The organism is Streptomyces viridochromogenes DSM 40736 (assembly GCF_000158955.1).
Classification (GTDB): domain Bacteria; phylum Actinomycetota; class Actinomycetes; order Streptomycetales; family Streptomycetaceae; genus Streptomyces; species Streptomyces venetus.
This window is the reverse complement of the sequence record NZ_GG657757.1, coordinates 6287232-6301642: the sequence shown is the minus strand read 5'-3', so window position 1 is coordinate 6301642 and position 14411 is coordinate 6287232. Positions and strand designations below refer to the sequence as shown.

Sequence of the window (14411 nt, the reverse complement as noted above, 5' to 3'; positions counted from 1 at the left end):
GTCCTTGTCACCCTTCGAACGGAATACCGACTTGCCTCCGGCATACCCATGAGCGCATGTGCCCCCAGGACTCGTGCACACAAAGTAATCCTACGATCACCCGTCCAGCCACGGCTCACACGGAAACGCCACCATTCGCCACCCCTTCGAATGAACTCATGTACGGCTCCGCACGATTCACTTGACACAGAACAACCAGGGGCGGGTGCAGCGATGCAGTCCGGGGCGCGTGTCGCCGGGCGCACCACCCTGGGAACTTCCGGGCGCTGAGTGAACCGACCACCGCTGGGAAGGCGGAAACAGAGAGTCACGCATCGCGTCCGCTGCGTAACCGCCGGTGCGTGGGACCCGTTGGAGGGGGCATGGGCTTCACGATCGGCATCAGCCGGGGCATGCGCGACATCCGGACCGGCTCGCGCCGTCGCGGCCGCACGTCGGACGGCACCGCCGTGGCCGAGTACACCGGCCTGTGGGGCTGGGACGTGGTGCCGGGCGCCCGGGCCTCGGGGGGCGCCTGTTCCTGCGGCCACCGCGACTGCCCGGCGCCGGGCGCGCATCCGCTGGACTTCGCGCCGGTAATCCGTGCCGGGGCGATGCTGGACGACGTGACCGAGGCCTGGGGCGAGTACCCCGGCGCCTCGGTGATGCTGCCGGTCGGGCGGGCGTTCGACGTCATCGAGGTGGCCGAGCCCGCCGGGTGCCGCGCCCTGGCCCGGCTTGAGCGCATGGGCCTGCCGGTCGGCCCGGTCGCCGCGACCCCGGACGGCCGAGCCCACTTCTTCGTCGCCCCCGGCGCCGCCGCCGACCTGCCCGGTCTGCTCTACCGCATGGGCTGGGACGACCCGGCCGCCCTCGACCTGCGCGGCCTCGGCCCCGGCACGCACATCACGGCACCGCCCTCGGACCGGGGCGGCCTCGGCCCGGTGCGCTGGCTGCGCTCCCCCGCCCTGGACTCGGCGTCCAGGCCACCGGAGGCCCGTCTGGTGCTGGGCACGCTGGCGTACGTCGCACACCGGTCCCGGGCCTAGCCGGGAGGCGTTCGTACACAGCGAAGTGCCCGCCCCGAGCAGGTCTCGGGGCGGGCACCGGCATGTCCGGATGTGCGGGGGTGGTACAGCGGCGGTCTCCGGAGCTCACTCCCCGATAAGGGCGTCAACGAACGCCTCCGGCTCGAACGGCGCCAGGTCGTCCGCGCCCTCGCCGAGCCCGACCAGCTTGACCGGCACGCCCAGCTCGCGCTGGACCGCGACCACGATGCCGCCCTTGGCCGTGCCGTCCAGCTTGGTGAGCACGATGCCGGTGATGTCCACGACCTCGGCGAAGACCCGCGCCTGGACCAGGCCGTTCTGGCCGGTGGTGGCGTCGAGGACGAGCAGCACCTCGTCCACCGGGGCCTGCTTCTCCACGACCCGCTTGACCTTGCCGAGCTCGTCCATGAGACCGGTCTTGGTGTGCAGGCGGCCGGCGGTGTCGATGAGCACGACGTTCGCGCCCGTCTCCTTGCCCTCCTTGACCGCGTCGAAGGCGACCGAGGCCGGGTCGCCGGCCTCCGGTCCGCGCACGGTGTGGGCGCCGACCCGCTCGCCCCAGGTCTGGAGCTGGTCTGCGGCGGCGGCCCGGAAGGTGTCGGCCGCGCCGAGGACCACGCTCTGGCCGTCGGCCACCAGGACGCGGGCCAGCTTGCCGGTGGTGGTGGTCTTGCCGGTGCCGTTGACGCCGACGACCATGACAATGCCGGGCCCCCGGCCCTCCGGCTCGGTCTTGACCGTACGGTCCATGTCCCGGCCGACCAGCGTGACGAGCTCCTCGCGCAGCAGGGTGCGCAGCTCCTCGGGGGTGCGGGTGCCGAGTACCTTCACCCGCTCGCGCAGGCGCTCGACCAGTTCCTGGGTGGGCTGCACGCCGACGTCGGCGGTGAGCAGCGTGTCCTCGATCTCCTCCCAGGTGTCCTCGTCGAGGTGCTCGCGCGACAGCAGCGTGAGCAGGCCCTTGCCGAGGGCGTTCTGCGAGCGGGAGAGCCGGGCACGCAGCCGGACCAGGCGGCCCTCGGTGGGTTCCGGGATCTCGATCTCGGGAGCTTCGGTGGGCGGTTCCTCGACGGTGACGGGAGCCGAGCCGCCCGGGAGATCCACCTCCTCTATCGTGCGCCGCGGTTCCTCCCGCGGCGTCTCGGCCTCGTCGCCGACGTGCGGCTCGGCCGGTGGGGCGGTGATGTCGGGCGTCGTGGGCGGGGGCGGCGGCGGCTGCTTCCTGCGCCGGCTGCCGACGATGAGCCCGCCGAGCGCTCCGAGCACGACCACGGCGATGACTACAGCAAGGATGACGATGTCCATAACGCGTCCAGTATCAGCCATGAGGCCCCGGGTCACCCTGCTTGTGCCGTCCTCCAGGGACAAGGGCCGTCGGATCTCCACGCCCCTGGATGTCTGACGCGTCGTCAGCTAACGTCCCCCGGACACCCGCCCGGCGAAGGGAGACGTCCCATGCCCGTCACGGTCGCCCGCTTCAACCTCGTCGCTCCCGGGGCCGGCCCCGCCGAGCTCGCCGCCCGCTACCGGACGGCCCTGGAGATGGCCGCGTACGCCGACGACCGGGGCGTCGGCACCGTGCAGACGGAGGAGCACCACGGGGCCGGCAACAACTGGCTGCCGTCGCCGTTCGTCTTCGCGGGGGCCGTCTTCGGCGCGACCCGGCGTGTCGCGGTCACCGTCTCGGCGGTCATCGGCCCGCTGCACGACCCGCTGCGGCTCGCCGAGGAGATCGCCGTGCTGGACCTGCTGAGCGGCGGCCGGCTGGTGACGGTCGCCGGCATCGGGTACCGGCCCGAGGAGTACGACCTGTTCGGTGTGGACTTCGCCCGGCGCGGGCGGCTCCAGGACGAGCTGCTGGAGACCCTGCTGCGGGCGTGGACGGGCGAGCCCTTCTCCTACCGGGGCCGCACGGTCCGCATCACCCCGCGCCCGTACAGCGACCCGCATCCGCTACTCCTGGTCGGCGGCTCGTCGAAGGCCGCCGCACGCCGGGCCGCCCGGCTGGGACTGCCCTTCTTCCCCAGCGCGCACCTGCCGGAGCTGGAGGCGTACTACAAGGAGCGGCTCGCCGAGTACGGCACCGAGGGCTGGGTGATGATGCCCGCCGCCGAGACACCGCTGCTGCACGTGTCCGAGGACCCGGACCGTACCTGGGCGGAGTACGGGCAGCACTTCCTGCACGAGGCGCGGACGTACGCCTCCTGGCAGTCGGGCGGGGTGCGGTCGGCGGTGAAGTCGGCCGCGACGACGGTGGAGGAGCTGCGGGCGGAGGGCGTGTACCGGATCCTCACGCCGGAGCAGTGCGTGGAGCTGGGGCTGGACAGCCTCGTCCTGCATCCGCTGGCGGGCGGGATGCCGCTGGACGAGGGGTGGCGGAGTCTGCACCTGTTCTGCGAGCGGGTGCTGCCCCGGCTGGCCGGGGGGTGAGACGACAGACCGCCGCCCCGGCTCGGGCAGTGGCCGAACCGGGGCGGCGGCGGGTTACGGGGAGAGGGGCAGCGGGGACTTTGGCCCTTCCCCCCGAGTCTGCGGGACGGGCTCAGCCCATCTCCTCCAGGGCCTTGCCCTTCGTCTCCTTGACGAACTTCAGGACGAACGGGATGGAGAGCGCGGCGAACGCCGTGTAGATCACGTAGGTCACGGAGAGGTTCCAGTCGGCCAGCGACGGGAAGCTCGCGGTGATGGCCCAGTTGGCGATCCACTGCGCGGCGGCGGCCACGCCCAGGGCGGCGGCGCGGATCCGGTTGGGGAACATCTCGCCGAGCATGACCCAGACCACCACGCCCCAGGACAGGGCGAAGAAGAGGACGAAGACGTGCGCGGCGACCAGGGCGATCCAGCCCTGCGCGGCCGGCAGCGTGCCGTCGACCAGGGGGTGGGAGAAGGCCCAGGCCTCCAGGGCCAGGCCGACGACCATGCCGACCGAGCCGATGATCGCGAGCGGCCGGCGTCCGACGCGGTCGACGAAGATCATCGCGATGACGGTGCCGAGGATGTTGATGATCGACGTGGTGAAGGAGTAGAAGAACGAGTCCGTCGGGTCGACGCCGACCGACTGCCACAGCGTCGAGGAGTAGTAGAACGCGACGTTGATGCCGACGAACTGCTGGAAGACCGACAGGCCGATGCCGACCCAGACGATCGGCTTGAAGAAGAAGCTCCCGCCGAGCAGGTCCTTGAAGCTCGACCTGTGCTCGCTCTTCATGGCGCCCTCGATCTCGGCGACGCGGGCGTCCAGGTCGACCTTCTTGCCCTCGACCTCGGTGAGGATCTCACGGGCGCGCTCGTGCTTGCCGACGGAGATGAGGAAGCGCGGGGACTCGGGGATCGCGAAGGAGAGCAGGCCGTACAGCACGGCCGGGACGACCATGACGCCGAGCATGACCTGCCAGGCCTCAAGGCCCATCAGCTTGCCGCGCTGGTCGCCGTCGGCGGCGTTCAGCAGACCCCAGTTGACCAGCTGCGACACAGCGATGCCGATGACGATCGCGGCCTGCTGGAAGGAGCCGAGCCGGCCGCGGTAGGCGGGCGGGGCGACCTCGGCGATGTAGGCCGGGCCGATCACCGAGGCCATGCCGATGGCGAAGCCGCCGACGACACGCCAGAAGGCGAGGTCCCACAGGGCGAAGGGGAGCGCGGAGCCGACGGCGCTGATGGTGAACAGGACCGCGGCGATCTGCATGCACCGGATGCGGCCGATGCGGTCGGCTATCCGGCCGGCGGTGGCTGCGCCGACGGCGCAGCCGATGAGGGCGATGGCGATGACCTGGGCGAGGGCCGCGGAGCCGACGTCGTAGCGGTCACGGATGGCCTCGACGGCGCCGTTGATCACGGAACTGTCGTAGCCGAAGAGGAAACCGCCCATCGCGGCCGCCGCCGCGATGAAGATGACGTGCCCGAGATGCTCGGGGTGAGCCGTCCTGGCTCCTGAACTGGGTGCCTGCGCTGTGCTGGTCACGTGTACTCCTCGGGCCACCGGCAACGCTGCCGGAGGGGGTCAGCCCTTCGAGGTCCACCTGAAGGTACCTGAAGGTAAAAGGAACGTTGCAGAGACTATGCCTTCAAGTTTCGAAGTCAATAGGTCCGTCACTGTGAATCTGCGGCAGGAGTGTGTCAGTGATGTGTTCAAGAATTGAAGTCACTGAGCAGCGCAGGTGAGACCGGTGTAGACCACACGCTTCTAGCGGAGGCGCTGGCTGATGACCTTCGACACACCGTCGCCCTGCATGGAGACGCCGTACAGCGCGTCGGCGACCTCCATGGTGCGCTTCTGGTGGGTGATCACGATCAGCTGGGAGGCTTCCTGGAGCTCCTGCATGATCCGGATGAGCCGCTGGAGGTTGGTGTCGTCGAGGGCGGCCTCGACCTCGTCCATGACGTAGAACGGGCTGGGCCGTGCCTTGAAGATCGACACGAGCAGCGCCACGGCGGTCAGTGACCGCTCCCCGCCGGAGAGCAGCGACAGCCGCTTGACCTTCTTGCCCGGCGGGCGGGCCTCGACGTCCACGCCCGTGGTGAGCATGTTGTCGGGATCGGTCAGGATCAGCCGCCCGTCACCCCCCGGGAACAGGCGCGAGAACACGCCCTCGAACTCCCGGGCCGTGTCCCGGTAGGCCTCGGTGAAGACCTGCTCGACCCGCTCGTCGACCTCCTTCACCACCTGGAGGAGGTCCGCCCGCGTCTTCTTGAGGTCCTCGAGCTGCTCGCTGAGGAACTGGTGGCGTTCCTCCAGCGCCGCGAACTCCTCCAGGGCGAGCGGGTTGACCTTGCCGAGCTGCTGGTAGGCACGCTCGGCGGCCTTCAGGCGCTTCTCCTGCTCGGACCGGAGATACGGCTTCGGCCTGTTGCGCGGATGCTCGGGGTCCTCCGGCAGCTCCTCGCCCTCGGCGGGGGGCGAGGGCGGCACAAGCTGATGCGGCCCGTACTCCGCCACCAGCCCTGCCGGTTCGACACCCAGTTCCTCCAGCGCCTTGGTCTCCAGCTGCTCGATCCGCAGCCGCTTCTCGGCGCCGAGTACCTCGCCACGGTGGACCGAATCCGTCAACTTGTCGAGCTCGGCCTTGAGATCGCGTCCCTCGGTGCGGGCGCGGGCGAGTTCCTGCTCACGGCGGGCCTTGGCGGCGTCGGCCGCTGTGCGCTCCTCGTCGGCGCGGGCCAGGGAGACCTCGACGTGCGCGAGCAGCTGCCGGGCGCCCGAGCCGACGGCCTCGGCGACGGCGGCCTCGTGCCGCAACCGGGCCCGCCGCTGCTCGGCACGCGCGCGTGCCTCGCGTTCCGCACGGGCGGCCCGGTCCAGGGAGTCGGCCCGTCCGGCCAGGCCCTTGACCCGCTCCTCGTGCGTACGGGCCTGGAGGCGGGCCTCCATCTCGGTCTGGCGGGCGTTGGCGCCGTCGGCGGCGAGCCGGTCGCGCACGGCGGTGTCGGGCTCCTCCTCGATCGGCATCTCCTCGGCGACGGCGAGCCGCTCGGCGAGTTCCTCGGCCTCCGCCAGGGCCTTGTCGAGGGCTTCCTGCGCCCGGGCCGCGGCGGCCGTGGACCGCTCGGCCTCTCCCGCTGCGCCCCGTGCCTGCCCGGCGAGCCGGCCGAGCTGCTGGGCGACGGACGACTTCTCCCGGTCGGCGGCCCGGCGCCGCTCCCCCACGTCCTCGACCAGTGCGGCGGTCTCCTTGCGCCGCTCGACGGCGGCGTGCTGGGCCTCGGTCAGCTCCTCGCAGAGGACGGCGAGCTCTTCCAGCTCGGCGGCAGCCTCGTCGACGGAGGCCTGGACTTCGAGGAGGCTGGGGGCGCCGGCGGAGCCGCCGTGGGCCAGGTGCGCCCCGAGCAGGTCGCCTTCTGCGGTGACGGCGGTGAGGTCGGGGTGGGTGAGGACGAGGTCCTCAGCGTCTTCCAGGGTGCTGACGACGACGATGCCGTGCAGGACGCGGCGGACTGCGGGCATGAGGTCGCCGGGGCCGCGGACCAGGTCTGCCGCGAAGGTGTGTCGTGCGTCTGCGGGCTCGTCGTGGCTGGTCGCGCCCACGCGGCGGCAGCCGCATGTCGAACTCGGCCCCTCGCCCCCGGGGGCGGCAGCCCCTGCCATGAGCAGAGTCGCCCTGCCCCCGTCCTGCTTGCGAAGAAGTCGGATCGCGTCCGCTGCAGAGGCCGGGGTCGTGACCGCGATCGCGTCCGCCGCCGCTCCGAAGGCCGCTGCGAGGGCGATCTCATGTCCGGGGGTCACCGTCAGGAGTTCCGCCGCCGGGCCGAGCAGGCCGGAGAGACGGTCCTTCGCCGCGAGCAGTATGCCGGTGCCGTCCTTGCGGCGCAGGCCGAGCGCGAGGGCTTCGTGCCGAGCCTGAGTGGCGGCCCGCTTGCGTTCCGCAGCCGTGGCCTCCTCGCGGGCTGCCGTGAGGGCGGCCTCGGCATCGGCGAGCTGCTGTTTCGCGGCCTCGTGCTGTTCGGCGAGTTCGAAGTCGCCGGCGTCGAGGCCGTCGACCTCGGCCTTGAGGGCCTCGTACTCCTCCTGCGCGGCGACGGCCCGCTCCTGGGCCTCGTCGCGGGCGGCGGCCAGGCGTTCGATCTCGGCCTGGGCGGATGCGGCACGCGAGCGGGCCGCGTTGACCTGGCCGTTCAGCCGGGCGAGGCCCTCACGCCGGTCGGCGATGGCGCGGGCGACGTCCTTCAGGCGCCGCTCCTCCTCGGCGAGCGCGCGTTCCAGCTCGGCGCGGTGCGCGACCGTGTCCTCCAGGGCCCGTTCGGCCGCCTCCAGGGCCGCCTCCAGCTCGGCCTCCTGCTCGCGGATGCGGGCGGCCTCGCGCTCCATGTCCTCGGGGTCGCGTCCGCGCCGCTCCTCGGGGGGCGCGGAGGTGGCGCTCTTCACCCGGGCGTCGGCCAGCGAGATCGTGCCGCGCACCCGTTCGGCGAGTTGGGAGAGCTCGTACCAGGTCTGCTGGGCGCGCTGGAGCCGCGGCGTGAGCTGCCGGACCTCGTCCTCCAGGAGGGCCTCGCGCTGTTGTGCCTTGCGCAGCTCCTGCTCGGCGGACTCCTTGCGCTCCTTCAGCGCGGCCTCGTCGGCGACCTCGGCCTTGAGCGCGTCCCGCAGCCGTACGAGGTCGTCGGCCAGGAGGCGCAGGCGGGCGTCGCGCAGGTCGGCCTGGATGACGGCGGCCCGGCGGGCGACGGCGGCCTGGCGGCCGAGGGGCTTGAGCTGGCGTCTGAGCTCGTCGGTCAGGTCCTGCACGCGCGCGAGGTTGGCCTGCATCGCGTCCAGCTTGCGCAGCGCCTTCTCCTTGCGCTTGCGGTGCTTGAGGACGCCGGCCGCCTCCTCGATGAAGGCGCGGCGGCCCATGGGATCGGCGTGCAGGACGGAGTCGAGCTGGCCCTGCCCGACGATGACGTGCATCTCGCGGCCGATGCCGGAGTCGGAGAGGAGCTCCTGGATGTCGAGGAGGCGGCAGGTGTCGCCGTTGATCTGGTACTCGCTGCCGCCGTTGCGGAACATGATCCGCGTGATGGTGACCTCGGCGTACTCGATGGGCAGGGCGCCGTCGGAGTTGTCGATCGTCAGGGACACCTCGGCACGGCCCAGCGGCGGACGGCCGGTGGTGCCGGCGAAGATGACGTCCTCCATCTTGCCGCCGCGCAGCGACTTGGCGCCCTGCTCGCCCATGACCCAGCTGAGCGCGTCGACGACGTTGGACTTGCCCGAGCCGTTCGGTCCGACGACGCACGTGATCCCCGGTTCGAACCGGAGTGTGGTCGCCGAGGCGAACGACTTGAACCCACGGAGAGTCAGGGCCTTGAGGTGCACGCCGCCGGACTCTACCGCCCGGGTTCGTCTCACTCCATGAACCCACGGTTTCGCCGCTGAACGCGCAGGGCACACCAGACGTTAAAGAAGGTGAAAGGATGCGGGGGCAAGAAAGAAGGGACGCCGATGGCGTCCCTTGCACTTCTGACTTAGCGGTTGTGACGGGCGGCCCAACCACTGCTGGTGCTTTTGTGGAGCGTGCAGTGATCAGGTGAGCGCAGGCTCCGCCTGGTGTGCGTCAACGCTCTCCATGATCCTGTCGTGAGAAGCGGCAGCCGTCAGCGCCTCGTTCTCAGCCTGGATCCGTACGAGCTCGGATTCCAGGTCCTGGACGCGCTGCTGGAGCCGTCGCATCTCGGCGAGGAGTCGAGGGTCGGAGCCGCCGACGTAACCGAGAAGCGCCTTTGCCATGATGGATGGTCCTCCACAATGAGTGACCGACCGATGCGGTGTGGGTCGTGAGGGATTCGCACCCGCGATGCTTGGCAGGCCTGGAGTTGTACTGCCGTTCAGCCATGCCAAACAGCTAAGGTGCGCGGGGCTTTCAGCGTCTCACCAAAAAGTTTGACGGTCAACACGATCACGCCCCGTATTGGGGGCAACCCGGGCGCAAGCGGCCTGGAACGGCGGCGCTGCGGCTTCTGCGGGGCCCTCGGGGCGTGTCGATCATCCTTGCGTGTGCAGCCCGCCAGAGCAAGCGTTTCTTGGCAATCACCAGCAAGTTTCCGTCCGGGGAGGCCGCCCGGGGCCGGTCCGCGGGCGGCTGCGGGAGTCGCCCGGCGGTGCGGGGTCAGCGGATGGCGAAGCCCTCGTAGCCGCCGCGAGGTGTGTCCCAGATCTCGGTGACACCGTCCACGCGGCCGGGCGTGTCGTGACCCTGGAGCCACTCCAGCAAACCTTCACAGCCCTCTCGCGCGCCCTCCGCGACGACCTGGACCCGTCCGTCGCCCAAATTGAGAGCAAAACCACTCAGGCCGCCGATCTCCAGGGCCTTGGCCCGTGTGAACCAGCGGAAACCCACACCTTGGACGCGTCCCCGCACCCAGGCGACCAGTCGCACATCCTCGCTCATGACTGCAACCTAACCGCCCAAACTCTGTCCGGGCACTTCCTCCACTTGCGCCATGCGGTACCGTCCCCACCCAACGAATCTCATATGAAACTCACACGATCGAGTGAGTTTGGTGTTGATCTCGAGGACGAGTCGACCGCCAGGACGAGGAAGGCCAGGACATGGGACGCCACCGACGCTCCGCCGCCGGCCGCGCCGCCACGGGCATCACGCAGGCCGACGGCTACGCGGAGGGCCACGACCCGCAGTTCTCCACCGCTGAGGACGACGGGGCGACGCTGGGCATCGCGCCCTACCTGAACCCGGAGGCGTACGCCGGCACCTACGCGAAGAGCGAGGCCTACCTGTTCGGGGAGGGCTCCTCGGCGGGTGACGACGTGTACGCCTCCTCTGTGCTCCGCCCCCGGACCGACGACACGGCCGTCTTCGCCAGTGACGGGTTCGAGCCCGACGGCGGTGTCCGGCGCGGCGGCTCGCACCGCCGCCGCAAGAAGGCCGCGAAGCCGATGCGCACCGGACTGCTCGGCGTGTCCGCCGCGGTCGCCCTCGGCACGGTCGCGGTGGCCACGGGCGCGGTGCCCGGCCTCGACAACTACAAGCTCGGCGGCGACAACGGCGGCGACAAGGTGCAGGCCGCGGACACGCCGACGAACTCGCCGAGCGAGCTGGGCGGCACCTCGGGCGGCGCTGACGACCGGGGCGGCACACCCACGAGCCGGGACGCCGAGCGCTCCCTGTCGCCGTCGCCGTCCGCCTCGAAGTCGTCGGCCGCGCCGACGAAGACCCCGGAGAAGCCGGAGAAGACGCAGGAGAAGACCCCGGAGAAGACCCCGGAGAAGAAGGCGCCGGCGGCCACTCCCAGCGAGAAGCCGGAGAACACGCCCTCCCGGACGGCCACCGAGGCGCCGGAGCGGTCCAGCGCCCCCGCGGCCCTCTCCGAGGAGTCCGCCGCGGCGGCCCAGGTGCTGAAGCTCGTGAACGAGGAGCGGGCCAAGGTGGGCTGCAGCCCGGTCGCCGCGAACAGCGCGCTGACCGACCTGGCGCAGAACTTCAGCGAGGACATGGCCAAGCGGGGCTTCTTCGACCACACCGACCCGGACGGCGCCACACCGTGGGACCGGGCCGGGAAGGCCGGGATATCCAACCTCGGCGGGGAGAACATAGCCCGGGGGCAGGCCGACGCCGCCGCCGTGATGGACGCCTGGATGAACAGCCCCGGCCACCGCGCCAACATCCTGAACTGCGACTTCAAGACGCTGGGCGTCGGTGTCGAGCTCGGGTCGGGCGGCCCCTGGTGGACCCAGGACTTCGGTTACTAGACCTCGGCGGCAGACCCCTCCCTCACTAACCACCAGTTAGCGCAACCTGTCGGTTAGCGCTGTGCTGGCGTATTCTGTGTGCATGACCACCACCCAGGAGCTCACGGAGGGGCTGGACGACCTCCCGTACAACGTGTTCGCCAAGGCATGCCCGTCGCGTGGCACGCTCGAGCACGTCACGGGCCGCTGGGGCGGGCTCATCCTGTGCGCGCTGTTCGAGGGCTCCCTGCGCTTCAACGAGCTGCGCCGCCGTGTCGACGGGGTGAGCGAGAAGATGCTGTCCCAGACGCTGCACGCGCTGGAGCGTGACGGCTTGGTGCACCGTGAGGCCCAGCCGACCAACCCGCCCCGCGTGGACTACGAACTGACACCGCTGGGACGCGGCGTGGCCGAGCGGCTGCACGGCCTGATCCACTTCGTGGAGGACAGCATGGACGAGGTGCTGGCCGCGCGAGAGCGGTACGACTCCGCTAGGGCGTGACCCGCGGCGGACGCTGGCACTTCGGGCAGTAGTAGCTGGACCGGTTCATCCAGGGTCGTCGGCGCATGGGTGTGCCGCAGCGGCGGCAGGGCAACCCCTCGCGGCCGTACGCGTCGAGGGACCGGTCGAAGTATCCGGACTCGCCGTTGACGTTGACGTAGAGGCTGTCGAAGCTGGTGCCGCCCACCGCGAGGGCCGCGTTCATCACGTCCCGCACATGGCCCAGGAGCGACAGGGTGCGCGGGCGGGTGAGGGTCGCGGTCGGGCGCTCGTAGTGAAGGCGGGCGCGCCACAGGGCCTCGTCCGCGTAGATGTTGCCGACGCCGCTGATCAGCGACTGGTCGAGCAGGGCCCGCTTGATCGTGGACCGCTTGCGGCGCAGCGCACGGTGGAAGGCCTCGTCGTCGAAGAACTCGTCGAGCGGGTCGCGGGCGATGTGCGCGATGACGTCGGGCAGGCCGTCGGGGGTGTTGTCGTGCAGCGACAGGCCGCCGAAGGTGCGCTGGTCGACGAAGCGGAGTTCGGTGTCCAGGGCGTCGGTGAAGCGGACGCGGATGCGCAGGTGCTTCTCGTCCGGGGCCGTGTGCGGCTGGACCAGGAGCTGGCCGCTCATGCCGAGGTGGGCCAGGATCGACTGGTCCGTGTCCTCCAGGGGCAGCCACAGGTACTTGCCGCGACGGCTCGGGGTGCCGATGCGGTGGCCCTTCAGGCGGTGCGCGAAGTCGTCGGCGCCCGCGAGGTGGCGGCGCACGGCGCGCGGGTGCAGCACCTCGGTCTCGGCGACGGTGCGGTGGGCGACCCACCGCTGAAGTCCGCGCCGTACGACCTCGACCTCGGGCAACTCGGGCATGGGGTCCCCCGTCACAAACCTGTGGACGACCCGAGCGCCCGCCCCCGGGCAGGGGCGGGCGCTCGGGTGCGCTGTGCGGTGCCGTCCGGCCGGTACGCCGGGCGGCGGCTGTCAGCCGTCGACGCTGCCGTCGACGGTCGTCTGGGCGGTCTGGACCGCCGCCGACTGCGTCGCCTCGGCGTCCTTGGCCGCCTTGGCGCGTTCGTCCGCGGCGGCCCGAATGGACCGCCAGGCGGACTCGGCGGCCTGCTGCTCCGCCTCCTTCTTGCTGCGGCCGGTGCCGGTGCCGTACGAGACGCCTCCGACGCGGGCGGCAGCAGTGAAGGTCTTCTCGTGGTCGGGGCCGGTCTCCGTGACCAGGTACTCGGGCACGCCGAGCCCCTCGGTCGCGGTGAGCTCCTGGAGACTGGTCTTCCAGTCCAGGCCGGCTCCGAGGTTCGAGGACTTCTCGATCAGGGGGTCGAACAGGCGGTGCACCAGCTCCGCCGCGGAGTCCAGTCCCTGGTCGAGGTAGACCGCACCGATCACCGCTTCGAGGGTGTCGGCGAGGATGGATGCCTTGTCCCGGCCGCCCGTGCCCTCTTCACCGCGGCCGAGCCGGATGAAGGAGCCAAGGTCGAGCCCACGGCCCACCTCCGCGAGCGCACGCGAGTTCACCACCGCGGCCCGGAGCTTGGCCAGCTGGCCCTCGGGCAGATCGGGGTGGGTTCGGTACAGCGTGTCCGTGACGACGAGGCCGAGCACGGAGTCCCCGAGGAACTCCAGACGCTCGTTCGTCGGCAGACCGCCGTTCTCGTACGCGTACGAACGGTGGGTCAGCGCTCGCACCAGAAGGGCGGACTCGACCTTGTAGCCGAGCCGCCCTTCCAGAAGCGTGTGGGACGAGGCCTGGTTGTCCGCTGAGGTCTTCTTCGGCGTGGACACAGTGCCTCTCACCAGCCGCTCAGACCTCGAGGACCTGGCGCTTGTTGTAGGTGCCGCACGACGGGCACGCGATGTGCTGCTGCTTGGGCTCGTGGCAGCGCTCGCACGCAACCAGGGTGGGGACCGCAGCCTTCCACTGCGACCGGCGGTGGCGCGTGTTGCTGCGCGACATCTTCCGCTTCGGAACAGCCACGGCTACTTCTCCTGCTTCTCGTCGACGCCCGGTTCGGCGCCGCTCATCTCGTCCTTCTCGCCGTCCTTCATGGTGCCGGCGAGTCCCTGCAAAGCCGCCCAACGAATGTCGACGGCGTCGTGGTGGTGGTCCGGGTCGTCCGCCAGCCGCGCGCCGCACTCGGCGCACAGACCAGGGCAGTCGTCCTGGCACACCGGCTGCATCGGCAGTGCGAGCACCACCGCATCACGCAGCACGGGCTCGAGGTCGAACAGGCCGTCCTCGAGGAAGAGCCTGTCCTCGTCGTCCTCGGCGTCGTCGCCCGGTTCCGCGATCACGCGGCCCCGGTCGTCGGCGTCAGGGTACGAGAACATCTCCTGGAATTCCGCTTCGACGTCGAGCTGAAGCGGCTCCAGACACCTTACGCACTCCCCCTCGGCCTCGGCACGGGCGGTGCCTGTGACGAGCACCCCTTCCATGACCGACTCCAGGCGGAGTTCGAGCTCCACCGGGGCGCCTTCCGGCACTCCGATGACTCCCTTGATACCGAAGTCCGTGGGAGCGTCGACCGTGCGGGTCAGGCGCTGCAGCGCACCGGGCCGCCGGCCCAGCTCGTGCGTATCGAACACGAGGGGGTTGCGGTGGTCGAGGCGGGCGTTCAGAGCCATTCCTGCTTTCGATCTTGCGAGCTCAGAGGGTCGCTGCCCTTCGGTGTTCCGGGCAGCGTTGATCGCGGACGTACACGCGACCGAAGAGCCAGGATACTGGACCATTCG

General features: G+C 70.9%; 13 protein-coding genes. 4 read left to right on the top strand and 9 right to left on the bottom strand.

Translation table 11 applies throughout. The annotated features are described in order from the left end of the window. Window positions 1-362 precede the first annotated feature (362 nt). A complete protein-coding gene (locus SSQG_RS27915) occupies window positions 363-1028 on the top strand; it encodes a bifunctional DNA primase/polymerase (RefSeq protein WP_003993250.1) in 666 nt (221 codons plus the stop codon). A gap of 105 nt (window positions 1029-1133) precedes the next feature. Here the strand turns inward: SSQG_RS27915 and ftsY are convergent, their stop codons facing one another. Beyond that, entirely contained in the window at window positions 1134-2333 is a 1200-nt protein-coding gene (gene ftsY, locus SSQG_RS27910; RefSeq protein ID WP_039933749.1) for a signal recognition particle-docking protein FtsY, read from the bottom strand. Between the two features lie 150 nt (window positions 2334-2483). Between ftsY and SSQG_RS27905 the strand changes: the two genes are divergently transcribed. Next, a complete protein-coding gene (locus SSQG_RS27905) occupies window positions 2484-3458 on the top strand; it encodes an LLM class flavin-dependent oxidoreductase (protein ID WP_003993248.1) in 975 nt (324 codons plus the stop codon). Window positions 3459-3570: 112 nt separating this feature from the next. On the opposite strand, the gene SSQG_RS27900 is transcribed toward SSQG_RS27905, so the two are convergent. From SSQG_RS27900 to SSQG_RS27885, 4 genes are all read right to left on the bottom strand, one after another. Further along, on the bottom strand, window positions 3571-4989 hold the full coding sequence (locus SSQG_RS27900; RefSeq protein ID WP_003993247.1) for a sugar porter family MFS transporter: 1419 nt from the start codon (window positions 4987-4989) through the stop codon (window positions 3571-3573). 222 nt (window positions 4990-5211) lie between these two features. Continuing rightward, a complete protein-coding gene (smc, locus tag SSQG_RS27895; RefSeq protein ID WP_003993246.1) occupies window positions 5212-8817 on the bottom strand; it encodes a chromosome segregation protein SMC in 3606 nt (1201 codons plus the stop codon). Window positions 8818-9024: 207 nt separating this feature from the next. Continuing rightward, window positions 9025-9228 carry a hypothetical protein gene (locus SSQG_RS27890; RefSeq protein ID WP_003993245.1) on the bottom strand — a complete coding sequence of 68 codons (204 nt, stop codon included), beginning with the start codon at window positions 9226-9228 and terminating at the stop codon, window positions 9025-9027. A 379-nt stretch (window positions 9229-9607) separates the two neighbouring features. Next, window positions 9608-9889, bottom strand: a complete 282-nt coding sequence (locus SSQG_RS27885; protein WP_003993244.1) for an acylphosphatase — start codon at window positions 9887-9889, stop codon at window positions 9608-9610. A gap of 161 nt (window positions 9890-10050) precedes the next feature. On the opposite strand from SSQG_RS27885, the gene SSQG_RS27880 reads away from it, so the two are divergent. Next, entirely contained in the window at window positions 10051-11208 is a 1158-nt protein-coding gene (locus tag SSQG_RS27880) for a CAP domain-containing protein (RefSeq protein WP_003993243.1), read from the top strand. Between the two features lie 82 nt (window positions 11209-11290). Further along, complete coding sequence (locus tag SSQG_RS27875; protein ID WP_039933747.1) at window positions 11291-11689, top strand: winged helix-turn-helix transcriptional regulator; 399 nt, start codon at window positions 11291-11293, stop codon at window positions 11687-11689. Here SSQG_RS27875 and mutM read toward each other — a convergent pair. From mutM to SSQG_RS27855, 4 genes are all read right to left on the bottom strand, one after another. Then, complete coding sequence (gene mutM / locus SSQG_RS27870; protein ID WP_003993240.1) at window positions 11679-12539, bottom strand: bifunctional DNA-formamidopyrimidine glycosylase/DNA-(apurinic or apyrimidinic site) lyase; 861 nt, start codon at window positions 12537-12539, stop codon at window positions 11679-11681. The two genes, SSQG_RS27875 and mutM, sit on opposite strands and share 11 nt — an antisense overlap. A gap of 111 nt (window positions 12540-12650) precedes the next feature. Then, on the bottom strand, window positions 12651-13463 hold the full coding sequence (rnc, locus tag SSQG_RS27865) for a ribonuclease III (RefSeq protein ID WP_039933745.1): 813 nt from the start codon (window positions 13461-13463) through the stop codon (window positions 12651-12653). 19 nt (window positions 13464-13482) lie between these two features. Next, entirely contained in the window at window positions 13483-13656 is a 174-nt protein-coding gene (gene rpmF / locus SSQG_RS27860) for a 50S ribosomal protein L32 (RefSeq protein ID WP_003951102.1), read from the bottom strand. 2 nt (window positions 13657-13658) lie between these two features. Continuing rightward, window positions 13659-14303, bottom strand: a complete 645-nt coding sequence (locus tag SSQG_RS27855) for a YceD family protein (protein ID WP_003993238.1) — start codon at window positions 14301-14303, stop codon at window positions 13659-13661. Window positions 14304-14411 lie beyond the last annotated feature (108 nt).